The sequence below is a fragment of the Roseiflexus sp. RS-1 genome (assembly GCF_000016665.1).
GTDB lineage: Bacteria > Chloroflexota > Chloroflexia > Chloroflexales > Roseiflexaceae > Roseiflexus.
Genome location: NC_009523.1, coordinates 4,342,439 through 4,368,124 on the forward strand (window position 1 = coordinate 4,342,439; position 25,686 = coordinate 4,368,124).

General features: G+C 60.9%; 22 protein-coding genes. 15 read left to right on the plus strand and 7 right to left on the minus strand.

Going from position 1 to position 25,686, the window contains the following annotated elements; genetic code table 11:
* Nucleotides 1-4: 4 nt before the first annotated feature.
* Nucleotides 5-1,084 carry a heat-inducible transcriptional repressor HrcA gene (hrcA, locus tag ROSERS_RS17855; protein ID WP_011958162.1) on the minus strand — a complete coding sequence of 360 codons (1,080 nt, stop codon included), beginning with the start codon at nt 1,082-1,084 and terminating at the stop codon, nt 5-7.
* A gap of 412 nt (nt 1,085-1,496) precedes the next feature.
* Here hrcA and ROSERS_RS26190 point away from each other — a divergent pair, with 412 nt between their 5' ends.
* The 5 genes from ROSERS_RS26190 to ROSERS_RS17875 all read left to right on the plus strand — a co-directional run bounded on the left by ROSERS_RS26190 (nt 1,497) and on the right by ROSERS_RS17875 (nt 5,672).
* On the plus strand, nt 1,497-1,637 hold the full coding sequence (locus ROSERS_RS26190) for a hypothetical protein (RefSeq protein ID WP_157041143.1): 141 nt from the start codon (nt 1,497-1,499) through the stop codon (nt 1,635-1,637).
* A 286-nt stretch (nt 1,638-1,923) separates the two neighbouring features.
* On the plus strand, nt 1,924-2,412 hold the full coding sequence (locus tag ROSERS_RS17860; protein WP_157041144.1) for an NUDIX domain-containing protein: 489 nt from the start codon (nt 1,924-1,926) through the stop codon (nt 2,410-2,412).
* Between the two features lie 36 nt (nt 2,413-2,448).
* Complete coding sequence (locus tag ROSERS_RS17865) at nt 2,449-2,940, plus strand: NUDIX hydrolase (protein ID WP_011958165.1); 492 nt, start codon at nt 2,449-2,451, stop codon at nt 2,938-2,940.
* 12 nt (nt 2,941-2,952) lie between these two features.
* Nucleotides 2,953-4,227 carry a serine--tRNA ligase gene (gene serS / locus ROSERS_RS17870; protein WP_011958166.1) on the plus strand — a complete coding sequence of 425 codons (1,275 nt, stop codon included), beginning with the start codon at nt 2,953-2,955 and terminating at the stop codon, nt 4,225-4,227.
* Between the two features lie 464 nt (nt 4,228-4,691).
* The gene (locus ROSERS_RS17875; protein WP_157041145.1) at nt 4,692-5,672 is read left to right on the plus strand and encodes a hypothetical protein; all 981 of its coding nucleotides are present in this window, start codon (nt 4,692-4,694) and stop codon (nt 5,670-5,672) included.
* 8 nt (nt 5,673-5,680) lie between these two features.
* Here the strand turns inward: ROSERS_RS17875 and fabF are convergent, their stop codons facing one another.
* Together fabF and fabD are read right to left on the minus strand one after the other, a co-directional pair.
* Nucleotides 5,681-6,928 carry a beta-ketoacyl-ACP synthase II gene (gene fabF / locus ROSERS_RS17880; protein WP_011958168.1) on the minus strand — a complete coding sequence of 416 codons (1,248 nt, stop codon included), beginning with the start codon at nt 6,926-6,928 and terminating at the stop codon, nt 5,681-5,683.
* Nucleotides 6,929-7,014: 86 nt separating this feature from the next.
* Nucleotides 7,015-8,007 (minus strand): ACP S-malonyltransferase, encoded by a 993-nt coding sequence (gene fabD / locus ROSERS_RS17885; RefSeq protein WP_232282657.1) that lies wholly within the window; start codon nt 8,005-8,007, stop codon nt 7,015-7,017.
* Nucleotides 8,008-8,248: 241 nt separating this feature from the next.
* On the opposite strand from fabD, the gene ROSERS_RS17890 reads away from it, so the two are divergent.
* The 5 genes from ROSERS_RS17890 (at nt 8,249) to ROSERS_RS24355 (ending at nt 13,146) form a co-directional block, all read left to right on the plus strand.
* Nucleotides 8,249-8,491, plus strand: a complete 243-nt coding sequence (locus ROSERS_RS17890) for a cyclic-di-AMP receptor (RefSeq protein WP_011958170.1) — start codon at nt 8,249-8,251, stop codon at nt 8,489-8,491.
* On the plus strand, nt 8,488-9,660 hold the full coding sequence (locus tag ROSERS_RS17895; RefSeq protein WP_011958171.1) for a glycosyltransferase family 4 protein: 1,173 nt from the start codon (nt 8,488-8,490) through the stop codon (nt 9,658-9,660). The genes ROSERS_RS17890 and ROSERS_RS17895 overlap by 4 nt, the downstream gene beginning before the upstream one ends.
* Nucleotides 9,661-9,852: 192 nt before the next feature.
* Nucleotides 9,853-9,990 (plus strand): hypothetical protein, encoded by a 138-nt coding sequence (locus ROSERS_RS26195; RefSeq protein ID WP_157040979.1) that lies wholly within the window; start codon nt 9,853-9,855, stop codon nt 9,988-9,990.
* A gap of 269 nt (nt 9,991-10,259) precedes the next feature.
* Nucleotides 10,260-11,543, plus strand: a complete 1,284-nt coding sequence (locus tag ROSERS_RS17900) for a glycosyltransferase family 4 protein (protein ID WP_011958172.1) — start codon at nt 10,260-10,262, stop codon at nt 11,541-11,543.
* 334 nt (nt 11,544-11,877) lie between these two features.
* Entirely contained in the window at nt 11,878-13,146 is a 1,269-nt protein-coding gene (locus tag ROSERS_RS24355) for a HAMP domain-containing protein (protein ID WP_011958173.1), read from the plus strand.
* A 68-nt stretch (nt 13,147-13,214) separates the two neighbouring features.
* Here the strand turns inward: ROSERS_RS24355 and ROSERS_RS17915 are convergent, their stop codons facing one another.
* Together ROSERS_RS17915 and ROSERS_RS17920 are read right to left on the minus strand one after the other, a co-directional pair.
* A complete protein-coding gene (locus tag ROSERS_RS17915; RefSeq protein ID WP_011958174.1) occupies nt 13,215-13,616 on the minus strand; it encodes a hypothetical protein in 402 nt (133 codons plus the stop codon).
* Between the two features lie 415 nt (nt 13,617-14,031).
* A complete protein-coding gene (locus ROSERS_RS17920) occupies nt 14,032-15,711 on the minus strand; it encodes a phytoene desaturase family protein (protein ID WP_011958175.1) in 1,680 nt (559 codons plus the stop codon).
* Between the two features lie 308 nt (nt 15,712-16,019).
* Between ROSERS_RS17920 and ROSERS_RS17925 the strand changes: the two genes are divergently transcribed.
* Nucleotides 16,020-17,162: an STAS domain-containing protein gene (locus ROSERS_RS17925; protein ID WP_011958176.1), complete on the plus strand. Its 1,143-nt coding sequence runs from the start codon at nt 16,020-16,022 to the stop codon at nt 17,160-17,162.
* Here ROSERS_RS17925 and ROSERS_RS17930 read toward each other — a convergent pair.
* Entirely contained in the window at nt 17,159-17,911 is a 753-nt protein-coding gene (locus ROSERS_RS17930; protein WP_011958177.1) for a type 1 glutamine amidotransferase, read from the minus strand. The two genes, ROSERS_RS17925 and ROSERS_RS17930, sit on opposite strands and share 4 nt — an antisense overlap.
* Nucleotides 17,912-18,166: 255 nt before the next feature.
* On the opposite strand from ROSERS_RS17930, the gene ROSERS_RS17935 reads away from it, so the two are divergent.
* Entirely contained in the window at nt 18,167-18,994 is an 828-nt protein-coding gene (locus tag ROSERS_RS17935; protein ID WP_041334051.1) for an alpha/beta fold hydrolase, read from the plus strand.
* A gap of 474 nt (nt 18,995-19,468) precedes the next feature.
* On the opposite strand, the gene ROSERS_RS17940 is transcribed toward ROSERS_RS17935, so the two are convergent.
* Entirely contained in the window at nt 19,469-20,278 is an 810-nt protein-coding gene (locus ROSERS_RS17940; RefSeq protein WP_011958179.1) for a YceI family protein, read from the minus strand.
* Between the two features lie 166 nt (nt 20,279-20,444).
* On the opposite strand from ROSERS_RS17940, the gene ROSERS_RS17945 reads away from it, so the two are divergent.
* From ROSERS_RS17945 to ROSERS_RS17955, 3 genes are all read left to right on the plus strand, one after another.
* Nucleotides 20,445-23,192: a beta-glucosidase gene (locus ROSERS_RS17945; RefSeq protein ID WP_011958180.1), complete on the plus strand. Its 2,748-nt coding sequence runs from the start codon at nt 20,445-20,447 to the stop codon at nt 23,190-23,192.
* A gap of 1,112 nt (nt 23,193-24,304) precedes the next feature.
* Nucleotides 24,305-24,766 carry a hypothetical protein gene (locus tag ROSERS_RS17950; protein ID WP_041334053.1) on the plus strand — a complete coding sequence of 154 codons (462 nt, stop codon included), beginning with the start codon at nt 24,305-24,307 and terminating at the stop codon, nt 24,764-24,766.
* Nucleotides 24,767-24,884: 118 nt separating this feature from the next.
* Nucleotides 24,885-25,496 carry a copper chaperone PCu(A)C gene (locus tag ROSERS_RS17955; RefSeq protein WP_011958182.1) on the plus strand — a complete coding sequence of 204 codons (612 nt, stop codon included), beginning with the start codon at nt 24,885-24,887 and terminating at the stop codon, nt 25,494-25,496.
* Nucleotides 25,497-25,686 lie beyond the last annotated feature (190 nt).

Sequence of the window (25,686 nt, forward strand, 5' to 3'; positions counted from 1 at the left end):
ATAATCAGGGTTCACTATTCAAGCGGTTTGCGCCCTCGATGCCGTAGAGTTCCGCCAGCAGATCACTCATCACTGCCGAGATGTAGCGCACCGCTGAAATGGCGCGCGGGTACGCCATGCGTGTCGGACCGATCACACCGAGCACGCCGACGATCTCGCCGCCGCCATAGCGCGAGAGCACGACGCTATACTCACGCATTTCATCATAACTATGTTCGCCGCCGATCACCACCTGAACGCCGCTGCTGGAGAGCGCACGCGGTATCAGCGTCCCAAGCGCCCGACCGCTCTGCAGGATCTCGACCATCCGACGCACCCGCTCGACACGCGAGAACTCAGGCTGGTTCAGGATTTCGATCAAGCCATCGCTGTGTATATCACTGCTGATATGCTCGTTGAACTGATGCATCGCTTTCACGACCAGATCGAGCACCTGACAGACGAGTGCGTTGCCGCCGGGCGGTTCTTGCGCCCGTTCCTGCTTCAACACCTCCTCGATCCGCTCGACCGGCGCATCGCAGCAGCGTTCGTTGATCTGCGCAGCGCAGCGACTCAACTCCTCCTGCGTCATTGCCACATCGAGCGTCAGCGTTTGTTGCCGGATCGTGCCGTCGTGCAACACCAGCACCATAAGCGCCGTTGTCTCGTGGATCGCGATCAGCTCCAGATGCTTCAGGCGCGCCTGTTGTGCGCGCGGCGGCGTTACGACCGAGGCGTTCTGGGCAGTGCGCGCCAGCACTGCGCCCGCCAGCTGGATCCACTGATCGAGCTCGCTGCGCACCTGATAGAACTGGTGACGGATCGTGCGTTGCTCCGTCGCCGAAAGCGGCGTGCGATCCATCAGGTTCTCGACAAAATAACGGTACCCCGCATCGGTCGGCACGCGCCCGGCCGATGTGTGCAGATGCGTCAGATATCCGAGCTCTTCCAGCGCCGCCAGCTCATTTCGCACGGTCGCAGGCGATACATTGAGCCTGTATTTGCGCACCAGCAGATCCGATGCTACCGGTTGCGAACTCTCAATGAACTCCTGGATCGCCAGTTTCAGGATCAGCCGGCGGCGATCGGTCAGATCGGTCGTCATAGACTGTTCCTCTGGCACATTCTATGCGGCAGAAGCCACGATGCGCCTTACATGATATCGTCAACGATTTGACGCTCCTGAGAGCCGCCTCTGACCGCTGCCTCGTGCATCCTTCTGCTCACTCCACGCTTACGTGACGCTTTCTCGCTCCATTGGAGGCATGTTAGCACTCTCGACTATTGAGTGCTAGCGCTCCAGGCTAAACGATTGGCGTGCCTTCGCACGCCATCGCGTGTTGTATTGTATCATACTTCCTGCTCGCTCTGCAACGATGGATCAACAGGTAAGTGTTCACATGTCTCCTGGGAGCGAGGGCATCTTGCCCTCGCAGGCGCGACGAGGGCGGGACGCCCTCGTTCCCAGGCGCGTATGTTACCTCAGGTGCGAACGGTTACATCAAGGAGAAATACGCTTGGAATCGCTCATTATCATTCTCGTCGCCGCAATTGCGGTGTACATCGTCTTCAAGATCGTGGTCGGCATTCTGCGCTTTATCATCTCACTGGCGATCATCGGCGTCGCTGTCTTTCTGCTGGTGCAGTTTCTTTCCTGAACGAACAGCGCCGGAATTGCACGTCATCTGCAAGGCTGATATAATAACGACTGCGATGGAGACGACCCGGAGGAAGCCGGCAATCGGTGAGTCGCCGGTCGGTGCATGGCGATTGCAGCGCACCCATTGAATCCCTCCTGAGTCGCACAGGTAAAGGTCGCCTGCCCTGATTGACGCCGGAAGCGCCTGGTATCGCGCGTCGCGGCGAATGAATGAAGGTGGCGCTACGGGGTGGAGAACTCCTCGTCCTTCGCGGACGCGGGGTTTTTTATTGAACGACGGTGATATGCAACAACGCCTGGCAAACGCTGCGCTGACGCTGCTCTATCGCATCGCCCACGCAGCGCGCGATCTGCTCTGGAGCGTTGCGCGTCCTTCGCTCCTCGGCGTGCGTGCGCTTGTCCTGCGCGACAATGAGGTGCTGCTCGTGCGCCATCGCGGCGGCGCCACACCCTGGGGATTGCCCGGCGGCGCGGTCGATCCGCATGAGCGGCTGGAAGAGGCGGCACGACGCGAGGTCTATGAAGAATCGGGCGTGCCTGCCGAGTTTCAGCGCGTGCTCGGCGTGTACGACGCCTTTCGCTTCACCTTCGTCAATTACATTATTGTCTTCGTCTTCAAAGCGCAGGGCAATCCGACTGCACCGCGTTCAATCGAGATCGCTGACGCGCGCTTTTTTCCGCTCGATGCCCTGCCCGAGGGTATCGACCCCGGATCGCGCCGCCGGATCGAGGAATATCGGTCGGGCGCAGCCGGGATTTCAGCACTGTGGTAGGATGCGATACGCTGTGGAAACCAATCTGGAGTGATTATGCCTGCATATACGCCTATTCTGGCAACGCTTGGCTATGTCATGTCGCCCGATGGTGCATCGGTGCTGATGGTGCACCGCAACGCCCGCCCGGATGATGTCCACTACGGCAAGTACAACGGTCTGGGCGGGAAACTGCACTCCCACGAGGATGTCGTGAGTGGCATGAAACGCGAGATCCGCGAGGAGGCCGGTATCGAGGCGGACGACCTGGTGCTGCGCGGCGTTCTCAACTGGCCCGGCTTCGGCAAAAACGAAGAGGATTGGTTTGCCTTCGTCTTCCGCATTGACCGCTGGAGCGGAACGCCGTTCACCAGCAATCCCGAAGGCGACCTGGAGTGGGTGCCGGTTGCACGCCTGCACGAACTCAACCTGTGGGACAATGACCGCCTGTGGATCGATATGGTCTTCGCGCGTGATCATCGGACATTCTTCGGCGTCGCACCCTACAAGAACGGCAAAATGGTGTCGTGGAGCTACGTGCTGCTCTGAAAGGAATCGCCAATGCTGGACATTCGACTGATCCGTGAGCAACCCGATCTGGTTAAAGCGTCGCTCGGGCGAACCGGCGTCGATCCGGCGCAGGTCGATGCGGTGCTGGCATACGACGAGCAACGCCGCGCGCTGCTGCGTGAGGTGGAACAACTCAAAGCGTTGCGGAATGCAGTCTCGAAAGAGATCGGCAAAATGAGCGATGCGGCCGCACGCGACGCGAAGATCGCCGAAATGCGCGCCGTCGGTGATCGCATTGCCGAACTGGACCGCGAACTTGCAGCGGTCGAAGAACAGCAGTACGCTGCGCTCATGGAACTGCGCAACCTGCCGCACCCCTCGGTTCCCGACGGACCCGACGAGACGTACAACGTGGTGATTGCGCAGGAAGGCGAACCGCGCACCTTCGATTTCACCCCCAAACCGCACTGGGAACTGGGTGAGGCGCTCGACATCATCGACTTCGAGCGGGGCGTCAAACTGTCGGGATCGCGCTTCTACGTGCTCAAAGGACCGGGCGCCCGCCTGCAACGCGCTCTCATCCAGTGGATGCTCGACCTGCACGGCAAACAGGGATACGACGAGGTCTACACGCCGTTTGTGGTCAAAGAGCAGTGTATGTGGGGCGCACGTCAACTGCCCAAGTTCCGCGACAACCTCTACCGTGACGTGGAAGATGACCTGTGGCTGGTGCCAACTGCCGAGGTGCCGGTGACCAATCTGCACCGCGATGAAATCCTGGACGCCGACCAGTTGCCATTGCGCTATTGCGCGTACACCCCCTGCTTCCGTCGTGAGAAGATGAGCGCCGGGCGCGACGTGCGCGGTATCAAGCGCGGGCATCAGTTCGACAAGGTCGAAATGTACATGTTCGTTCGCCCGGAGACCAGTTACGATGAACTCGAAAAACTGCGCGCCGACGCCGAGGAAACCTGTCGCCTGCTGGGATTGCCCTTCCGCACCAAGGAACTCTGCACCGGCGACCTGGGGTTTGCCGCCACACGCACCTACGACATCGAAGTCTGGGCGCCGGGCCAGGGCGAGTGGCTCGAGGTCAGTTCCTGTTCAAACGTCGAAGCCTTTCAGGCGCGTGCAGCGAATATCCGCTACCGTCCGGAACCCGGCGCGCGCCCCGAGTATGTTCACACGCTGAATGGCTCAGGATTGGGCTTGCCGCGCACCCTCATCGCCATTCTCGAAAACTATCAGCAGGCGGACGGCAGCGTTGTCATCCCCGAGGTGCTGCGCCCGTACATGGGCGGTATCGAAGTCATTCGCCGGACATGACAAGAGTTGCCGGATACGAACAGGTGTGCTATTATTTTGCATGCGATGACTTCGCTGCAAAAACGCACCGCCGGGGCGCCGGGCGCGCAGAGAATTTCAAACATATGCGCAGCGAAGCATGATGCGTTGGGGGGACTCGCTGGGGCATTGTCCGCTGCGAACGCTGCGCCGCTGCGGTGACATGCCCTTTGTGCAGCGGACTCATGCGATGATCTGCCTGATAAGGGTAAAAGATGCGGAGATTGCCGGGCATTTCTCTGAGGTGTAACGCGCAACACACCGCCGGGGCGCCGGGAGCGTAGGGCGAAAAGAAACAGATCCACGTCCGCTGCGCCGCTACGGTGCACCACGCAACACACCACAAATCCCTGCTCTCCACACCTCAGTGGTGAATCCACACGATGCAACGGCATCGTCCCGGGCAGGCTGGACGAAAGAACGCTGCTGGCAGCAGGAGGATCACAGTGACACGTGTCGAAGAAAAGGTGCGACGCGGCTTCGATCTGATACGGCGCGCAGGGGACGACAGCGACCTGCTCGGTGCGGCGCTCCTGGCATTCCACAGCGCCCTGTCCGATCACCTGGACGCCGAGCTGCGCCGCAGCCCCTTGTTGAGCGATGCCGAGCGCGAGGCGATTGACGAAGGAACCCTCGGATGGGCGACGCGCGCCATGCTGGCGCAGCGCGCCGGGCTGCTCACCGAAAAGCAGCGCGAGCGCGTGCTCGAAATCAACCGGGTGCGCGCCAGTTTCGCCCATGGCGAAGGGTTTGTCGGCAGCGCGCGCAGCGTCGCCGCCTATGGCGAATTCGTCGCCGACCTGTGTGGGCTGACGCAGCCCCGCACAGCGCCGTCTCAGCGAGCTACTGCGGCGCACCGCACGCCGACCGGCGGATCCGGGGAAGCGAGCGATGCGCCAACACGACCGGTGGCAGCGCCGACCGGCGCCTCCCGGCAGGCAGGCGATGCGCCAACACGACCGGTAGCAGCATCAGGATTCCGCGCACGCGCGGAAGAGCGAAAGGCACGCCAGGCAGGATGGTTGCCCGAACGCCAGTCGCTCCGTCTGGCGCTGGCAGCCCTGGCGGTGCTGGCACTCGTCTTCCTGGCGATCAGCGGGTTGCAGCACCTGCTGACTCCATCGACCCCCTCAATTGCCGGAGCGCCGCCGACCGCCCTCTCGGCAGCGATCACCCTGCCGCCAACCAACACCCCTACGCCGAAGAAAGCGCGCATCGTCAACCTGCCGCCCGGCGGACCGGGATGGTTGCGCACGACGCCAAGTTTCCGCGCACCAACCCAACCGGTCCCGTTGAGCGAAGGGTTGGAAGTGACCCTGCTTGAACGCGCTCCGGTCGATGCGGAGGGAACACGCTGGCGCTTTGTGAGCGTCGGCGGGTACGACGGCTGGTGCCCGGAGCACAACCTGGCAATGGATGGCGACTGACGACCGGCTCACCCCTCGAAGCGGCGCATCAGCAGCGCAGAATTGTGACCGCCTAACCCGATCGAGTTTGACAGCGCCACACGCACATTGGCCGCACGCGCGACATTTGGCACATAGTCCAGATCGCAATCGGGGTCTGGCTCTTCGAGGTTAATCGTCGGCGGCAGGCGACCATCACGAATGACAAGCGCGCAGATCAGCGCCTCGACTGCGCCAGCCGCGCCCATCATGTGACCCAGCATCGATTTGGTGGAACTGACCGCCAGACGGTACGCATGATCTCCAAAAACCGACTTGATCGCGCGGGTTTCGGCAAGATCGTTGAGTGGCGTCCCGGTGCCATGGGCATTGATATAATCGACGGCATCGGGCGGCAAGCCGGATTTGCGCAATGCCATCGCCATCGCGCGCGCCGCGCCCCGCCCCTGATCGTCGGCGGCGATCATATCGCCTGCATCACAACTGTTGCCATACCCGACAATCTCGGCGATGATCGGCGCGCCGCGCGCCAGCGCATGTTCCAGGCTTTCCAGCACCAGTGCACCCGCGCCCTCCGATAGAATGAACCCGTCCCGACGGGCATCGAACGGCTTACAGGCGCGCTCAGGGTTGAGGTTATCCTCCGCCAGACCGCGCATATTCGAGAACGATGCCACAATCGTCGGATGGATTGGCGCCTCGCTGCCGCCTGCAATAACCACTGCCGCATCACCCCGGCGGATCAGTTCATACGCTTCACCAACGTTATGTCCACCGGTGGAGCATGCCGCAACGACCGCCATGTTCGGACCCTGCGCGCCCAACTGGATCGCAATGTAGCCGCTTGCCGCATCCGGGATCATATTAGCGATCAACGTTGGAGACACGCGCCGGGGACCACGTTCGCGCAGCACATCATGATTGTCGAAGATCAGATCGAGACCGCCAGCGCCGCTGCCGAACACCACCCCTACCTGCTCCGGATCTTCGCGCGTCATATCGAGGCGCGCATCGTGCACCGCTTCGAGCGCCGCATTGAGCGCATACCGCACATTCAGCGGCATGCGGCGCGCCTCACGCGGATCGACGGCAGGATCGAGGGAAAAACCCCGCACCTCGCCAGCGATCCGAATGGCAAAACCAGAAGCATCGAAGCGCGTAATCGGTCCTATCCCGCTACGCCCGGCAAGGAGCGCCTCCCACATCGAAGGAACCGACACGCCACAGGGGGTAACCGCCCCCAACCCTGTAATCACAACCCGCTGCGCAGTGCTCATGAGCCGCGCCTTTCTAACTGCCGGGTGGAGCAGCGACCGGCGGCAGACATTACCGCCTGGCGATCACTCCCCTTTCTGCAGCAGCATCAAATGCCAGAACCTTCCTCTTCGCTCGTCGTCTGCGCTACCAGCCTGGCAACTTCGGTATCGGTAAGCGGCACTGGTCTGGCATGCGGCGTAATGCGCTTAATCAACCCCGACAGCACCTGACGCGGACCAACCTCAACGATTGTATCGACTCCATGCGACACCATTTCCTGCACCGAGCGCGTCCACTGCACCGGGCGGGTCAACTGCTGCGATAATTCCTGCCGCAACTCTTCGACGGTCGTCAGCGCGCGACCGCTGATATTGGCGATGAGCGGCACTTCTGGGGGACGCAACTGGAACCGATCAAGCAGTTCGTTGAATCGCGCCGATGCGCTCTGCATCAATGGCGAGTGCGCCGCAATGCTCACCTGCAACCGCTGAACCAGCTTCGCACCGCGCGCCTTCGCCAGTTCCATTGCGCGCTGCAACGCACGATGCTCGCCGGAAAGCACCGTTTGTCCAGGTGAATTCGCATTGGCGACCGAAACGACGCCCTCCGCCTGCGCTTCTTGAACGACCTCCTCAAGCGTCTTGTCGTCGAGACCAACGACCGCAGCCATGCCGCCAGGGCGTTGCTCCCCGCTCTCCTTCATCAATCGCCCGCGTTCACGCACCAGTTTGAGCGCATCCTCGAAATCGAGCACGCCAGCTGCGACCAGTGCGGTAAACTCACCCAGGCTGTGACCGGCGACGAGCGAGGGCGCCCCCAGATAACCGAAGGGTCCGAAACGCTCCTTCAGCGCTTCCAGGCACGCAATGCTGACCGTAAGAATCGCCGGTTGGGCGTTGACGGTATCGTCGAGTTCCTCCTGAGGACCTTCGAAGCAGAGTTTCGAGAGTTCGAAGCCCAGCACCTGATCAGCCTGCTCGAAAATACGACGTGCAGCGGGCGATGCTTCGTACAACTCTTTGCCCATGCCTACATACTGCGAACCCTGCCCTGGAAAAACCAGCGCGATTCGCTTTTTCATGTCATCAAAGGTATTCAAGTGATCCTCCTGACGAAGAGTGAGTGCTCGCGTACCGATCGCTGTACAATGCTTCGCAACGATGCGACGGGTCCTGCCAAAAACGTGACGGTCTCTTCTCCGTGACCGCACAAAAACGACTCAGGAGTATAGCAATGAGTGCCGCGGTTGTCAAACGTTTGCGCATTTCTTCACAATCATGCGGACGTGGATCTATCTGGTATAATGCACGTTACACTGGTACCCGGCATAAGGAGCGCCCATGAAGTTGCTGATCTTCGTTACCGATGATAGTGTCGCTGATGCGACAGTCGATGCGCTGGTCGAGCAAGGGTTTCGCGTGACCCGGCTGGCATCGACCGGCGGTTTTCTCCGCAAAGGGAGAACGACACTGCTGGTAGGCGTGGAAGACGCCGCTGTCGATCACGCACTGAATCTGGTACGCGGCACAGCGCCTGGTACGCTCTCCATCACGCTGGATCTCGAACGCTACGAGCGCCTGTGAATATTCTCTACGTCGCCAGCGGCATTCCAGTCCCCGGTACGCTCGGCGGCTCGGTCCATACCCTCGAAGTTGCGCGCGGGCTGGCACAGCGCGGGCACACGGTCGATGTGGTTGCCTGCACTCGCCCTGACGTGTTCGATGTTGCCGCGCTGTTGCGCCCGATCTCGTCGCGCTATGATCGGTTTCGTTTGCACCACATCGATGTGCCCAAAACACTGGCGTTGCTCTCCGCACCCGTGATCATGCGCCTGGCGCGCGCCCTGAAACCGGACATCATTATCGAACGGTACTACAATTTCGCCGGCGCCGGTATTCTGGCAGCCCGTCGCCTCGGCGTACCGTCGATCCTCGAAGTCAATGCGTTGATTGTTGATCCGCCGGTTGTGTTGAAACGGCGTCTCGACGATCTGCTTGGCGGACCGATGCGGCGCTGGGCGGTTGCACAGTGCCGTATGGCAGACCGGATCGTCACACCGCTGCACACCACTGTGCCGCCTGACATTCCGCGTTCCCGCATCGTTGAATTGCCCTGGGGCGCCGATGTGGAACGCTTCTGCATTGATCGTTCGCAGGAAGGCACGACACCTGCCCTGCCAACCGTCGTTTTCCTCGGTTCGTTCCGCGCCTGGCATGGCGTGCTCGATGCGGTGCGCGCAGGAGGTCTCCTGATCGAACAGGGGCGCGTCTGCCATTTCCTCCTGATTGGCGATGGTCCGCAGCACGCTGCCGCAGTGCGCCTGGCGGCGCGCTGGCAGGGACATTTCACGTTCACCGGCGCCGTTCCCTACGACGATGTGCCATCACTCCTGGCGCGGGCATCGATCGCGGTCGCACCGTTCGACACCGCAGCCCATCCGGCGCTGCGCGCTGCCGGATTTTTCTGGTCGCCGTTGAAGGTCTTCGAGTATATGGCGGCGGCGCTGCCGGTCGTGACCATCGACATCCCGCCGCTCAATCAGATCGTGCGTCACGGAAGCGAAGGGTTGCTCTACCCCGAAGGCGACGTTGATGCACTGGCAGGGGCAATCGCATATCTGATCGACCATCCCGACGAAGCGCGCGCTATGGGAGAGCGCGGGCGGGCGCGCGTCACAGCGCATTTTTCATGGTCGCGGCACTGCGAGGCGCTGGAATGGGTGATGGAGGAGACGTTGAAGGTTGAAGGTTGAAGGTTGCACGTTGCAGGTTGAAGGTTGGAAGGTTGCACGTTGCAGGTTGTTCTTGGTTCTCGGTTCCTGGTTCTCGGTTCCTGGTTCTTGGTTCTTAGAGCCTATCCGAATAACCCGGCGGCACGCACGGCGATCACGCCACAGGCGAAAAGGTTACAGTTTTTCGGATAGGCTCTCAGCACACCGGGTCGCATGACTGTTTCGAGTGTCGGAACGACGAACCTTGTGCGACAGGGTGTTTCCGCTCGCCGCCTGGCGACTGAAGTCGCGGCTGGCAGGCGGGAAGCCCGCCTGCGCGGGCTTGAAGGAGCGCATCCCGCTCGCCCGTAGACCAGCCCGTCGGACTTCCACGTCTTAGCGCCTATCCGAATAACCCGGCGGCACGCACGGCGATCACGCCGCAGGCGAAAAGGTTACAGTTTTTCGGATAGGCTCTTAGTTCTTGGTTCTTAGTTCCTGGCTCTCGGTTCTCGGTTCCTGGTTCTCAGTTCCTGGTTCTTGGTTCTCGGTTCTCGGTTCCTGGCTCTCGGTTCCTGGTTCCTGGTTCCTGGCTCTCGGTTCTTAGTTCCTGGTTCTCGGTTCCTGGTTCTCGGTTCTCAATGAACATCCTGCTCCCAACAGACGTTTTCCCCCCGCGTTGCGGCGGCGCTGGCTGGAGCGCGCATGCGCTGGCGCTGGCGTTGATTGCACGCGGTCATACGGTCACCGCGATTGTGCCGCGTGAGGGACAGGAGGGGATACGCACCGGTGACATCCTCGGCGTGCCGACGGTGTTTGCCGGTTATCGTGCGCCGCGCATCCCGTTCGTGCGCAACTACGCACGCAACGAGCGCTTGTGGCCCCATCTGGCGCAGGTGATTATCGAGACCAGCACATCGCCCCCCTTTCATCATCCGGCAACAATCATCCATGCCCAGCACGTCCAGGTGGCGCCATCCGCCGTCATTGCCGGGCGACGCATTGGCGCGCCGGTTGTCATTAGCGTGCGCGATCACTGGCCCTGGGACTACTTTGCGACCGGATTGCACGGCGACCGCATTCCCTACCCACGTCAAACGTGGGCATCGCTTGCCACCGATCTGCCAGCGCGGTTGGGTCCGCTGCCCGGCGCGGTTGCGTTGCCCGCCATTCCATACATGCTGGCGCATCTTGCACATCGCCGCGCCGCGCTGCGCCAGGCGGACGCCGTGATCGCCGGCAGTCGCTACATTGCCGGACGCCTGGCGAACCTGGTGACGTCAGAACGACTGCACATCATTCCAAACATTGTCGATCTGGCGATGATCGACGCTCAAATCGCCGCGCCGTCGGACCTGATTCCGCCTGATGAGCGATTTGTCCTCTATGTCGGCAAACTCGAACGCAACAAAGGGGCGCATCTGCTGGGCGAGATCGTGCAACAGGCAGGCGCTGCGCTCCACCGTCACACCCTCGTGATCGCTGGCAGCGGACCGTTGCGCGCCGATCTCGAAGTAGCGATGCGCGTGAGCCGGGTGCGCGCCCGGTTTCTCGACTGGATCGACCACAACGACGTGCTGCGATTAATGGCGCGATGCGATCTGCTCCTCTTTCCTTCGGCATGGGGGGAGCCGCTGAGTCGCGTCCTGCTGGAAGCATGCGCCTGTGGCGCACCCATCCTGGCAATGCCCACCGGCGGCACGCCGGACATTATCGTCGACGGCGAAAGCGGCGCGCTGGCGGCAACAGTGTCCAACTTTGCGCGTCGCCTGGCGGAACTGCTCGAACGACCCGCCGAGCGGCGCGCGCTTGGCGCCGGAGCGCGTCGTCGGGCGGAACAACGTTTTGCGCCTGATGTGGTCGCCGGGCAGGTGGAGCGTCTGTATCAATCGCTGAGAGAATCGGCGCGACGTGCAGCCCCATAACTGCTGTTGCAAACGACATGAGGGGTACTACCACCTTGTGATACTAATGTCTCATATACCTTTTCCCATTCCCCGGTTAGCATGGAAGATGTGCTGTGCTCCACGATGAGTGCGTTCTTAACCACGCAGTCCTGTTGACCGGGTTCACGCGGCGGATGCCGGGCAATGAAAAGGAAGAGCGATATGCCCTCCGGGACACGCAGGCCGGCGGCGGTGCAATACCGTCGCGCACTCAGGACGTTGCACCGGAAGGCGTGGCAATCTTCCATGTGTGCATCCGCATACACGAAACAATTGCACCTGCGTGGATCTGGCCATCGAGAGGAGGGAGAAGGTGATACGCTCTTCGCTGACCGGCAAAGTGACGCTTGCGGCGATGATCATCGTGGCGCTGATCATCGGCGCGGTTGCAGGAACGTCGTGGGTCGTCAACGGGATCCGCCACTCCATCGAGCACCTCGCCGATCATACGATCAAGCGCATGACACACGCCGATGCAGCCAGCAACTACCTGTCGCGCGCATTCGCCGAAGCGTATGCCGCTGGCGCCTCTGGTTCCCGCGCCAAAATAGCCGTTGCTCGCTTGTATCTTGCTGCTGCTCGTAATGAATTGAGTCGCCTGTCAGATCCTGAGACCCACGATATTGCAGACGAGATCCTTGTTGAGCAGGAGATTATTGTACAACACTATATACGTCTGGCGTATGAAGCGGAAACGACGCTCCTTTCTCTGGAAAACGCTATCATCGAGAACGATCAGGAAGCGATCTCCGGATACAATGCAGCCATGATCGCACTGGTAATCCAGAGCGGACAACTGGCTGACGCCATGTCTTCTCTTGGACTGAAAGAATTCCGTGAGACCGAAGAGATGTTGCGTTCTGAGATAAGAACAGCACATCTGGTGTTGAGCAGCGCCAGCGTCGTATTGGTGCTCACCGCAGTCATGGCGCTCTTCCTGCTGCGCCGGCATATCGTTCACCCGATCGAACAACTGGCAGAGGCAGCGCATACGATGAGCGAACGGCGCAGTGTGGCGCCGCTGCGGATCACGAGCCGCGACGAAATCGGGCGCCTGCAACGCGCGTTCAACGAGATGACTGAGGCGCTGGCTCAGCAGACCAGGCGCCTGGAGGAGCAGATCACCATTTCTGAAGCCGCACGCGCCGAGGCTGAAACTGCACGGATGCACCTCCAGGAGCAACTTGCCACCATCGAAGAGCAGCGCGAAGTCATTCGCTCAATGAGCGTTCCGCTGTTGCCGCTCACCCACACATCGGCGGTTGTGCCATTGATCGGCGCCATTGACAGCGCACGGCTTGCTATTCTGAGCAACCGGGTCTTGCAATCGGTCGCCGACAGGCGGTTTCGATACATTCTGTTCGATATCACCGGCGTGCCGCTTGTAGATGAGGAGGTTGCGCGGGGGTTGCTCAGCATCGTTCGCGCGCTCCGACTGCTTGGCGCCGAAGCAGTATTGGTCGGCATTCGCCCTGAAGTCGCTCAGGCACTCGCACCGCATGGCAATGCGCTCGCTGAGGTAACCACGTACAGCACGCTCGAACAGGGGATGATGAAGGTGCTCAACGGACACGCCAGGTAACCTGATGCCTGCCATCTGCGCCTGCGCCAGGCGATGCGCCACATCAGCATCCGCCACCCGACACCGTATCACTTGAGATACATCGAAATCCCCGGAACCTGCTTGAGGCGCTCGAAGTCCATTTCCCACAAACTCACAAAGCGCGCAAAATCAACCTGGCGATAATCACCAGCGTACCAGGCTTCGAGAAAGAAATTGTTCTGCGCGTCGGCGTAATAGCGGGAAATCGTGGCAGTGCGGTTCGCCTGGTTAATGAACTCGAGGAACCCGATGCGATCAAGCGCAGCGATTTCTTCACAACTGTAGATCGAGGTGAACAATACCCCCTCAGTAAACGCCTGCACTGCAATGTTGGGTTTGGTCGAATGGCGTGCCAGCACCATCTTGCCATCGGTGCTGACCTCGTACCCCAGGAACTGGAGATGATGACCGATCTGTGCCCGCGTTTGATCAAGGTTCGCTGATTGCATGAGCCACCTCCCCGGATGATGACTCCTGGTTACAAGACGGATCAACTCCCGCCGGATACCTGCCAGAAGAGGGCGGCTCAGATCACCGAACGGCGTGCAGGCAATTGCAGACATCACGACATCTTCGCGTGAGACTGACGGAGAAAGCGCCAATCGAAAGCGAACCTGGCTGACCTCTTGACTGGAGTATATCTTCAGGCATCAGGTCTGTCAATGGAATTGTTTGCCTGTTCTGTCACACTGTCGTTTGCCTGCAACGGGGAGGGGTTGTTCCGATAAGCCCCCGCATTCCATCTCCCGTTGCGGGCATCAGAACTCCGAACTCCCCTTCTTCCCGGCAGGAGCAGTTCACGCTGAGCGGAGCCGAAGCAGGGGCAGGCGGGACATGGGCAAGAGCACGTTTGCACACTCTTCCTCAACGCTCGCTCGCCAGGCCTCGCTCAGCAGACGAACGCCGACGGGCTGCCAGCCACCCGACGCTGCCGGCTGCCAGCGCCGCGCCAGCCCACACCATGCGTTGACGGCGCATATCCCCCAACACGACGTGCGCAGTGTTGTACCCGCTCGCGGCAAAGACGCCGCCGCCAGGATGCGTACTTGCGCCGGTCAGGTACAACCCGCGGATCGGCGTGCGGTACTTCGCCAGTTCCGGCAGCGGACGGAAGAAAAACATCTGGTCGAACGACATCTCAACATGCATCACATTACCGCGCAACAAGCCCAGGCGTCGCTCCAGGTCGAGCGGCGACTGGATGAAGCGGTCGATAATCTTGCCGCGCATATTCGGCGCGTGGCGGTAGAGCACTTCGAGAATGCTATCCGCCACTTCTTCGCGGATGTCGTCCCAGTGGCGCCCATCGGCAAGTTCATAAGGAAAGTACTGCGACCAGAGAAACACGGTATGCTTCCCCTCCGGCGCGACGGTCGGGTCGATGGCGGAGAAGGTCATACTGATGACCGCCGGCTCGCGCGACGGCAATCCGCGCTGGTAATCGGCAAAGGCGTTGCGCAGGTACTGAAGCGAAGGGCACAACATCTGCAACCCGTGATGGCTCCAGTGCGGCTTGCCGCCCGACGGTGCGCCGGGATAGTCGGGCAATGCTTCCGCAGCGCAACGCACCGTCATCCCAAACCCATTGCCGATGCGAATGTTCCGCACCCGCTCCGCCAGACCCGGCGGCAGATGGTCGGCGCCAACCAGGTCGAGCAGCGTGGTGATGACGTGCGCATTCGATACGACCAGCGGGGCGCTGATGCGCTCACCGCTCTGCAATTCGACCCCCTGCACACGGTTGTTCTGCACGAGGATCCGTTTCACCGGCGCATCGAGGCGCACCTCGCCGCCAGCCGCTATCAGCGAACGCGCCATCGCCTGCGTCAACATGCCACTCCCGCCCTTTGGATGCTTGGCGCCGCTAAGGTGCATCATGGCATACCAGCCAAAATGGTCGCCAGAACCGATCTCATCCGGCGGTGGACCGGACTGCGCGCCAAGCCACGCCATAAACGCGCGCATTGGCTCGCTCTCGAACTGCTCGATAATCAGTTGACCGTAGGACGTGAACAGACGCCGCACCGTTTCGAGCGTGCCATCCCACTTACCAGTCCTCAATTGAGCCTTGATCATGCTCCCGAATAACCCGGTCACCGTTGGCGGGTTGAGAAACGTCTCGAACACTGCCTCATTGATCGGACGCCAGAAGGCAAGGAAACGCCGGTACGCCTCAGCATCACGCGGCGATACGCTGGCGATCGACTCGCAGGTTTTATCCACATCACGGTAGAGCGCAATCGCACCGGAGCCATCGGGAACAGGGTAGAACGCAAACGGGTCCATATCGCAGTATTCAAGCCCGTAGCGTTCGAGCTCCAGGTCGCGAATGACCGGCGTCAGATGGATCATGATATGCGCCGACGATCCGACATCGATCTTGTAGCCGGGGATGACTTCTTCGGTGCAGACCGCACCGCCGACGATGGGGCGACGTTCGAGCACCAGCGTGCGCAACCCGGCGCGCTGGAGATACCCGGCGCAGGTCAGCCCGTTGTGCCCGCCGCCAACAATAATGGCGTCGTAGTCGTATTTCTGAGGCATGGTAATCTCCTCCGGATCATACAGGGCAGAAAACAGATCCGAATGTCGAGACTGAATGATATAGGCGCACGTCTCTTGCACCCCGACGCGAATTTCTGTATACTCAATCGCACTATTCGCCGGATAAACCGCGACCGTCGGCGAATGATCGCTCCCCCGTCATTGAGCAATCGACAGCACGTATACCCGGTGCAAAACTCGTCACCGTTCACATATGCACAACATACCGACGTCATGCCCACAATTACTCAGTATACAACAGAATACCGGCTGTCATACGAAAACGCCTAGTCCAATGGGAGGAAGCGATGGACGCACGACCCGCGCGCTGGCTGGAACGTCTGCCGTACGATTCGCCGCTTGCGTACCGGCAGGCGCTCGTCTTGCAGTATCTTGCGCTGTTCATTGCCGGTGGCGCGGTGGTCGGTATCGGTCTCGCGCCCTTCGCCAATCAAACCCTGGAAGGTTTGATCTCCGCTCTTGCGATCTACACCGTCGCACTGCTCGGCGTGCTGAGTGCGATCTGGCTCTTGCGCCGGGGATCTCTGCGCGCAGCCGGCATCACCATCGTGCTGGTCATTCTGGCTGTGACCGGCGCTGCTATGGCGCTTTACGGGAGGAGCCATATTCAGTTTACCCTGCCTACTCTGGCGATTCCGGTTGTGCTGGCGGGGATGCTTCTGGGGCGGCGGACGTTGTGGCTCACCGCCGCACTGGCTGTTGCCATCGTTGCAGTCACCTCGCTTGGCATGGTCTACGCTCCGCAATGGTTCGGAACATTGCGCGTACCTGAAGCGCATCCGCTGGTGTTCACTGCTGGCTTCGCCCTCGTCATTGTCATTTTAACTCTGATCCTCGACCGTTTTAGCGGTCTGTTGCGCCAGGCGCTCGAACAGGCGCACGCGCGCGAAGCGGAACTCGAAGCGTTGCGTGCATCGCTGGAGCGCACCGTGGCGGAGCGCACTGCTGTCCTCCAGCAGAAAGTCGATGAACTGCGCACAGCGCACGATACGGTGCGTATGCTCAGTGTTCCAGCTCTGCCGGTGTTGCCCGGCGTGCTGGTATTGCCGCTGATCGGCGCCTTCGATAGCCGCCGGATCGCCGATCTGCGCCATACCGCCCTGAACGCCGTTGAGCAACGCCGCGCAAAGTCGGTCATTTTCGATGTCACGGGCATTCCATCTATGGATACCCACACGGCGCAGGCGCTGTTGCAGACGGCGGCAGCGGTGCGTCTGCTTGGCGCCCAGCCGTGGCTGGTCGGGTTGCGGGCGGAAGTGGCGCAAACCATTGTGGAACTTGGGATTGATCTGCGTGCATTTCGCATATCTGCCAGCCTTGAGAGTGCGATCAGTACGCTTGCCGGGCACACCGATGCAAGGCAACCAACACCGCGCCCCCACGCGCCAGAGCCGCCCCTGGACGGGAATGGCGCCCGGCAGAGCAACTAATTGCGAAGCAGCATCCGCTCCGCCATGACCCGCTGCGCTGCCAGTTCCAGCGTGTCGTCGAGGGGAACAAGGGCGGAGACATCGGCATAGCGCCGTTGCAACGCCACGGCAATCAGGTGATCGGCGAGTTGCGGGTTCTTCGGCAGCAGCGAGCCGTGCAGATAGCATCCAATCGTGTTGCGGTACACCGCTCCCTCGGTGCGGTCTTCACCATTGTTGCCATGCCCGACAAGCACTCGACCCAGCGGACGAACACCCGCACCCAGATAGGTGCGCCCGGAATGATTCTCGAACCCGACGAGTCGCAGTGGTGCACCACACAGCGTCGGTTCCGTCTCGATGACGACATTGCCGATCAGACGCTCTTTTCCGCCGACGGTATGCACATCAAGCGCGCCAATGCCGGGTAACCGCTGCCCGGTATGCGTCAGGAAGTACTGCCCCAGCAACTGATACCCGCCGCAGATCGCCAGCATCACCAACCCGTCGTCAATCGCAGCGCGCAGCGCCGGTCCCTGACGCTCCAGGAAATCTTCCGCAATCAGCGCCTGACCGCTGTCCTGCCCGCCGCCGAAGAAAGCGATGTCGATCGCAGACCAATCGACGGTTGTGCCGGGACCAACCGGCAGCACGTCGCAGGCGATGCCGCGCCAGAGGCACCGTTGCTGCAATGCGATGATGTTGCCGCGGTCGCCATAGATGTTCATATGGTCGGGGTAGAGATGGGCAATACGGAGCCGCCGGGTCATACCACACCTCAAGCGCATCTTACACACATTATCCCAAACATATCCCACATTATCCCACATTATCCCACAGACTTTTCCCACACCGGCGCGCCAGACGCCAGATCATACGTTCTGCCGATTGTCAACCCTTTCACCGCAGGACTGGTAACCATTTTTAGCATGTTTGTTCGCATATCTTCCAGATGCAGGTGTGGTATGATTTCCTTCCTTGTCAGAACAATGGGGTTGGCGTGTTTTCAACAAAGGAGACCGGATATGACGTCGTGGCAGGCAGGCGATGTTCGTGTTCATGGGTTGCGGATCCACTACACACGCACCGGCGGCGCCAGGTATCCGCTGGTACTGGCGCACGGTTTTTCCGACGACGGGCTGTGCTGGACGCCGGTTGCCCGCGCACTGGAAGCAATGTTCGACGTGATCATGGTCGATGCGCGTGGGCATGGTCGTTCCGATGCGCCAGAGCACGGGTATGGTCCACTCGAGCATGCGAGTGATCTCGCGGGAGTGATTACCGCGCTCGGTCTGGATCGACCTTTCATCCTGGGGCATTCGATGGGAGCGATAACGGCGCTGACGCTGGCAGGAATCCATCCCGATCTGGCGGGCGCCATTCTGCTGGAAGACCCGCCCCCGTGGTGGGAAGCCAGCGCCCTGAGCGCCGCTGCAGCGGACGACGATCGCTGGGCAGGGATGCGCACCTGGGTGTTCGGACTGAAACGTCAGACGCGCGACGAGTTGATCGCAGCCCAGCGCGCTGCAAACCCGGCATGGTCAGACGACGAACTCGGACCATGGGCAGATGCCAAACATCGCCTGAGCCTCAATGTGATCAATCGTAGCGCACCGACCGAGGTCGACTGGCAGACCATTCTGCGACGCATAACCTGCCCGACGTTGCTGATCACCGGCGATCCGGTGCGTGGCGCTCTGGTGACGTCGGAAAACGTTCAGACATTACGGCAGTTCATCCCGCATCTCCAGGTTGCCCACATCCCCGACACCGGGCACAGCATCCGACGTGATCAGTTCAACCGCTACCTGGCGGCGGTGCGTGATTTTCTCACGGCGCATGCACTGGAGTAACGCTTATGCGCCGGGGGCTGGCGTCATTCGCCTAACCCTCTCTGTTGTTTCAACGCCCTGACACCCCTCATCCCCCCACCTCTCAAGTGTAGAGTTTTTGGGAGAGATGAGCGATGTTCTGCATTCCCGCGCACCTTTGCCCCTCATCCCCCCTACCCCCTTCTCCCACAAGGGGAGAAGGGGGAGTTTGGGCGTCCTGATGCCTGAAACGGAAGATGGCACGCAGGGGCTTGCCAAAAAATCTACCCCTGTAAGCAACCCCCTTCTCCCACAAGGGGAGAAGGGGGAGTTTGGGCGTCCTGATGCCTGAAATGGAAGACGGCACGCAGGGGCTTCCCCAAAAACCCACCCCTGTAAGCAAGGGGAGAAGGGGGTGGTGTGGCATCCTGATGACCAAAGCAGGAGACGCAAGGGCTTGCCGGAAAAACCTGCCCTGGAAGGTCCTCAACACCCGACACGCGACGGCATCAGGCGCTACTGCGTCACCGCCAGCGCCACGAAATCGATCGTCAACACCACATCGTCACTGACATTCGCCACAAACGGCACGCTCGGAATCTGGAGATTGTAATCGCTCCGTTTGACCGTTGTCGTGGCTACGCCCACCAGCCGCTCAGCCGACTCAGCGCGCACCGACGCCTCAAAGACAACCGGACGTGTGATATCGCGAATCGTCAGGTCACCCCGGATGGTGAACGTGAACGGTTGACCGAGCGCACCGCTGCCGCTCAACCCTTCGATGCCTGTCGGAGTGAAGGTAATAAACTCATACTGGTCGGTGTTGAGAATAAAGTTGCGGATCGCGCGATCACGGTTGCTGCTGTCGGTGGTGAACGTGCGGGCATTCACCCGGATCACGCCGATCTGCGCCGTGCTCAGATCGCTGGGGTTCACCGCGATCTCACCGGCGACCTGGTTCGTTGTGCCGACTGCTTCAATCCGCTGACCGCGCAGGTCCTCAGCAATCCGGAAACTGACCGTCGATTCGTCAGCGACAATCTGATAGCGGATCACCTCATTCGGCGGCGTTTCTGCTGATGGCGCCGTTGGCGCTTCCGTTGGCGCAACGGGCGCCATCGTTGGTTGATCGGTCGCTGCGGGTGTCACAGGCATCGGTTCAGCGGTCGGATCCGGCACACTGGTGGGCTGTGCTGCAACAGGAATAGCGGTCATCGGACCGCTGGCGGGTTGAGTATCCCCAAGCACGCTGTTGAAAACCCAGAATCCTGCGCCAACAACGAGCAGTGCAGCAACGGCTATGATCACGATACGGTTGCGGTTCATAAGGTATGGCGTCTCCTTACTGATTCTGAGAGCATATGCTCGTATCAAAGCATAGGGTATGATATATTCAGAATGTATCAATGAAAATTGAGAATCTGATGAGAGTCGTGCGGTTGCCGCCCTGCGGCAATCAGCGCCGTGTGCAGCACAGAAGGAGAAACACATCATGACCGACACCGGAGTCGCTCTCACCAGTGAGCGAGAAAAGCGCATCGACGCGCTCCTGCAACAGATGACGCTGGCGGAGAAAGTCGCGCTGCTGGCGGGATCGAGTATGTGGACCACCACCCCCATCGAGCGCCTGGGCATTCCCGCCATCAAAGTCACAGATGGACCGAACGGCGCGCGCGGTGCGGGCGGGTTTGTTGGCGGCGCCGTCACTGCGGCGTGCTTCCCGGTCGGCATTGCGCTGGCGGCGACATGGAACACCACACTGCTGGAAGCGGTGGGTGAAGCGCTGGCGGAAGAGGCGCAATCCAAAGGTGCGCATCTCCTGCTGGCGCCAACCGTCAACATTCATCGCTCGCCGCTCAACGGACGCAACTTCGAGTGCTATTCCGAAGACCCCTATCTCTCCGCACGCATGGCGGTCGCCTATATTACCGGGCTGCAACGGCGGGGCGTCGGCGCAACGGTCAAGCACTATGTCTGCAACGACTCAGAGTTCGAGCGCAACACCATCAGTTCCGAGGTCGATGAGCGCACCCTGCGCGAAATCTACCTGCCGCCCTTTCGCGCGGCGGTGCAGGAAGCCGGCACATGGGCGGTTATGGCAGCGTACAATCGCGTCAACGGCATCTATGCCAGTGAGCATCCGATGCTCCTGATCGATATCCTCAAGCGAGAGTGGGAGTTCGATGGCATCGTTATGTCCGACTGGTTCGGTACGAAGAGCGTCGTTGAAGCCGCCGCCAATGGTCTGGACCTCGAAATGCCGGGACCGACGCGCTGGCGTGGTGAACGATTGCTCGCCGCCGTGGAACAGGGACAGGTAAGCCTGGCAGCCATCGATGAGTCCGCGCGACGGATGTTGCGCACCATTGCCCGCGCAGGCGCCTTTGAGAACCCGGATATTCGCCCCGAACAGGCAATCGACCGCCCTGCGCATCGCGCGCTCATCCGTCGCGCCGCCGCCGAGGGGATGGTGCTGCTCAAGAACGAGGGCGGCATCCTGCCGCTCAACCTTGCCAGCCTCTCGTCCATCGCCATTATCGGACCCAACGCAAAAACGGCGCAGATCATGGGCGGCGGCAGCGCCCAGGTCAATGCACACTATGCGATCTCGCCATACGACGGCATTGCGGCGCGGGTTGGCAATCGGGCGACTCTGGGATACGAGATCGGGTGCACCAACCACCGACAACTTCCCCGCCTGGATGGAAAACTGGTCGAGGCGGGCGACGGCAGCGGACGCGGGTTCACGATTGTCTACTACAACTCGCCAGACCTGACCGGCGATCCGGTTCATCGGGCGACGGTCGAGACCGGCGAGCAAGTCTGGCTCGGCGAGGTCGCTCCTGGCGTCGATCCACGCCAGTTCTCGGCGCGCCTTACCGCGCGCTTCACACCGACTGAAAGCGGCGTCCACACGTTCAGTCTGATCAGCGCCGGCGTGAGCCGCCTGTTTGTAAATGACACCCTGCTGGTGGACAACTGGACGAACCCGGTGCGCGGCGACACCTATTTTGGCGCTGGCAGCACCGAAGTCACCGCATCGATCGCACTCGAAGCCGGTCGCACCTGCGATCTGCGTCTGGAATACAGCACCCAGGGCGCAGCCATGCTTGCCGCAGTGCGTCTGGGATACCTGCCGCCGGTCGCGGAAGATGCAATTGAACGCGCGGCGGCGCTGGCGGCGCGTTCCGATGTTGCGCTCGTCTTCGTCGGGTTGAACGCTGATTGGGAGAGCGAAGGGCATGATCGCCCCCATATGGATCTGGTCGGCAGGCAGGCTGAACTGATCGAGCGCGTGGCGAACGCCAACCCACGCACCGTGGTGGTATTGCAAACCGGCTCACCGGTGACGATGCCCTGGCTGGACAAGGTGGCCGGGGTTATCCAGGCATGGTACCCCGGTCAGGAATGCGGCAACGCCATCGCTGATGTCCTGTTTGGCGATGTCAACCCGTCGGGTCGGCTCCCGCAAACCTTCCCGGTGCGGTTGGAAGACAACCCGGCATACATCAACTATCCGGGTGAGAATGGGCGGGTGCGCTACGGCGAAGGTATTTTCGTCGGCTACCGCTACTACGAGAAGAAAAAAGTCGCGCCGCTCTTCCCATTCGGCTTCGGTCTGTCGTATACCACCTTCCGCTATGACAATCTTCGCCTGAGCGCCGACACCCTTGCGCCTGACGAGCGTCTCACCGTTCAGGTGGACGTCACCAACACCGGAAACGTTGCCGGGCAGGAGGTCGTCCAGCTCTACGTTCGTGACAGCGCGGCGCGTGTCGCGCGACCGGAGAAGGAACTGAAAGGATTTGCCAAAGTCGCGCTGCAACCGGGCGAAACGCAAACCGTGACGCTGCACCTCGACCGCGAAGCGCTGGCATACTGGGACGACGCGCAGCATGCCTGGGTGGCGGAAGCAGGCGAGTTCGAGGTGCTGATCGGCAGTTCCTCGCAGGACATCCGGGCACGCGCAACATTCCGCCTGAGCGAAACGGTGTCCTTCGGCGGACCGGCAAAACCTCCGGTGAAACTGAGCATCGATTCGCCCGTCAAAGCATTGCTCGAACATGAAGGAGCGCGTCATATACTGGAACGCTATCTGCCGGGATTTGCCGAACAGGCGGGCGTTGGAGTTATGATGGGGTTGACGCTGGCGCAGATGGCAGGGTTTGCACCGGACAGAATCACGCCGGAACACCTGGCAGCGATCGCCGCCGATCTGGCGCAACTGCGTGACCAGTAATGCGTCGTCAGGGAGTGGACAGAGGACGTGTCTTTCGCGGCGAAACAAAGGCAGCGCCTCTGTTCACCTGACACTATTTCTCAGATACGTTGACCCCAGTCCGAGTCTGCCGTGTCGTGCGAGGCGCCCGCTGCCAGCGGAGTGTAGACCGAAATTATGGAGATTGAGCATTATAGCAGCTCTCAGATACGTTGACCCTTGTCCGGGTCTGTCGTGTCGCACAAGACGCCCGCGTCCAGCGGAATGTAGACCGAAACGTATTTCGGTCACCGCGTGGGGCGTACAATTCCCAGGAGTGTTCAACCCTGTCCATCAGGTTCAACCTTTGTGAGAACTGCTATACATCCGCTCTACCGAACGAGCCGTGGGGCTGATGGAGATTGAGAATTTATTCCGCTATCCCGCGCTAGCCGTGGGGCTGAAGCCCTCGGCTATCCAGGGCAAAGCCCGCCTGCGCGGGCTATACCGGATTATTTCTTCAAAGACCATAAGCCCTCGGCTACGGAATGCGAAGCCCGCCTGCGCGGGCTCTGACGGATTATTTCTTCAAAGTCCGTCAGCCCTTGGCTATCCAGAGCAACGCCCGCCTGCGCGGGCGAGAGTCGTGCGCCCTGCTCCAGGAGCGGGAGAGACGTCACCTCAGGTGCGCGCGCCTCCAGCGCGCACCCCGGCAGAGACGCGCCAGCCCCACAGGGGCTTCCACACGCTCAGGGAGGGCTTCTTTAGCCCGCACGAGCGGAGTCACGCCGACGACTGACGATGTCGGATTGCTTCTCTCGCAGACCGAAATCCATTTCAGTCGCCGCGAGACGAGCATAATGGTGATTGCAGTCATCCATTGTTCATTCCCCCTCCCCGCGGTTGTCACAGAGCGAGGGCACCCCGCCCCGTGTGGGGCGATCAAGAGCGTGATCCCTGCCCCCCTACTGCATGCGAGCGAGACGTCCGCGCTCCCAGGCGGTGCAGGGACGCGTCCTGTTGTGGCGCGCCAGGAACATGCCAGAACGACCATGGGCTGCCCTGGCAGGCAGGCATCCTGATCGACCAGGATTTGATCTGAACCGCCTGGCAGACCCGGCTTGCGCAGGAACTTTGTGGTATAATGCACAATCATGGAGCGTGTCACAGCACAGGCGCAAAGTCTGATCAGCGCACGACCCCGTAGTCCGGTGCGAACAGAATCGGCGCCGGCGTTAATCCGTATCTTTTTCTCAGCGATGATGGCGCTGATGCTGGGAATCCTCAACCCTGCGCTTTGCGTGCTCCACTGCACCATCAGTGAGGATCAGACATACCGCCAGGCGAAGCCTGGCGCGGTTCGCTTTGTGTGCCATCTCCACGGAGCGGCGGCTACCCAACCTGACGCACAGACCGGCATGCACGACCGGCAAACGACGATGCCGCGCGCCTTTTACGAGGGCGTTGTCACGTTGCTCGTGCTGATCGTCGCGCTTGTGCTGATCGCATTGCTGCCGCCACATATCCAGTTGCACCGCTACGGCGATGCGCCGCAGCCGCCCATTCCACCCCCCAAATCACTGCATCTTTGCCCATCCTGCGCTTTGTCTCGTTGATTTCCGCCTTGCGGTTCCCGGTTCTGGCTTCTCAGAACACAGTTATCCGCATGTGCAGTTCCCGGTTCTGGCTTCTCAGAACACAATTATTCGCATCGAACAGGAAAAGGAGCACACCATGAACCTGTACCGATATTGTTTCATTCTGGCAGGCGCACTTGCGCTTGCCGCATGCACTGCAACATCACCGACCACGCCAGCTGCACCGGCGAACACCGGCGCCACCGGCGGCGTGACGATCCAGATCAGTGATCCGTGGGCGCGCGCAATGAAGATGGAAGGCGGCGCGATGGGCAGCATGGAGCAACCCACGATGGCGCCAGCATCCGGCGGCGGATACGGCGGCATGGAGCCGACCAAAGCGCCGGATCAGGGCATGGCGCACGGCGGTCACGGCGACATGGAGATGGGCGGCGCAAACAGCGCGGCGTATATGATCATCCGCAACACCGGCAGCGAACCCGACAAACTGATTGCAGCCAGCAGCGATGTCGCCAAAACCATCGAACTGCATACGGTTATCGAAGAAGGCGGCGTCATGCGCATGCGACAGGTCGAGGGCGGCATCGACATCCCTGCCAACGGACAGGTCGAACTGAAGCCGGGCGGCTTCCATGTGATGCTCATCGGGCTGACCCGCGACCTGAATGCTGGTGACAGCGTACAACTGACCCTGACATTCGAGAAGGCGGGACAGATTCCGGTCACCGCGCAGGTGCGCCAGCCGTAGCGATCTGCACTGCGTCGGAGGGGTTAGAGACAACGCCTCTCCGACGCATTCATTATGTTCTCCCCCTTTGATCCACCACTCCGCAACCCAAACAATTTCCCCACGCCCTCTTCACAATCTCTGAAGAACTCCTCGCTACGATATACATGACTTCAGTGCCAAAATGCACTGCCAGGACGCCGGGCGTGCA

Excerpts from the sequence above, each read along its gene's own strand:
- hrcA (WP_011958162.1), bottom strand. The coding sequence starts at position 1,084 with ATGACGACCGATCTGACCGATCGCCGCCGGCTGATCCTGAAACTGGCG.
- ROSERS_RS17860 (WP_157041144.1), top strand. The coding sequence starts at position 1,924 with ATGCAACAACGCCTGGCAAACGCTGCGCTGACGCTGCTCTATCGCATC.
- ROSERS_RS17865 (WP_011958165.1), top strand. The coding sequence starts at position 2,449 with ATGCCTGCATATACGCCTATTCTGGCAACGCTTGGCTATGTCATGTCG.
- serS (WP_011958166.1), top strand. The coding sequence starts at position 2,953 with ATGCTGGACATTCGACTGATCCGTGAGCAACCCGATCTGGTTAAAGCG.
- fabF (WP_011958168.1), bottom strand. The coding sequence starts at position 6,928 with ATGAGCACTGCGCAGCGGGTTGTGATTACAGGGTTGGGGGCGGTTACC.
- ROSERS_RS17890 (WP_011958170.1), top strand. The coding sequence starts at position 8,249 with ATGAAGTTGCTGATCTTCGTTACCGATGATAGTGTCGCTGATGCGACA.
- ROSERS_RS26195 (WP_157040979.1), top strand. The coding sequence starts at position 9,853 with ATGACTGTTTCGAGTGTCGGAACGACGAACCTTGTGCGACAGGGTGTT.
- ROSERS_RS17900 (WP_011958172.1), top strand. The coding sequence starts at position 10,260 with ATGAACATCCTGCTCCCAACAGACGTTTTCCCCCCGCGTTGCGGCGGC.
- ROSERS_RS17915 (WP_011958174.1), bottom strand. The coding sequence starts at position 13,616 with ATGCAATCAGCGAACCTTGATCAAACGCGGGCACAGATCGGTCATCAT.
- ROSERS_RS17920 (WP_011958175.1), bottom strand. The coding sequence starts at position 15,711 with ATGCCTCAGAAATACGACTACGACGCCATTATTGTTGGCGGCGGGCAC.
- ROSERS_RS17925 (WP_011958176.1), top strand. The coding sequence starts at position 16,020 with ATGGACGCACGACCCGCGCGCTGGCTGGAACGTCTGCCGTACGATTCG.
- ROSERS_RS17930 (WP_011958177.1), bottom strand. The coding sequence starts at position 17,911 with ATGACCCGGCGGCTCCGTATTGCCCATCTCTACCCCGACCATATGAAC.
- ROSERS_RS17935 (WP_041334051.1), top strand. The coding sequence starts at position 18,167 with ATGACGTCGTGGCAGGCAGGCGATGTTCGTGTTCATGGGTTGCGGATC.
- ROSERS_RS17940 (WP_011958179.1), bottom strand. The coding sequence starts at position 20,278 with ATGAACCGCAACCGTATCGTGATCATAGCCGTTGCTGCACTGCTCGTT.
- ROSERS_RS17945 (WP_011958180.1), top strand. The coding sequence starts at position 20,445 with ATGACCGACACCGGAGTCGCTCTCACCAGTGAGCGAGAAAAGCGCATC.
- ROSERS_RS17950 (WP_041334053.1), top strand. The coding sequence starts at position 24,305 with ATGGAGCGTGTCACAGCACAGGCGCAAAGTCTGATCAGCGCACGACCC.
- ROSERS_RS17955 (WP_011958182.1), top strand. The coding sequence starts at position 24,885 with ATGAACCTGTACCGATATTGTTTCATTCTGGCAGGCGCACTTGCGCTT.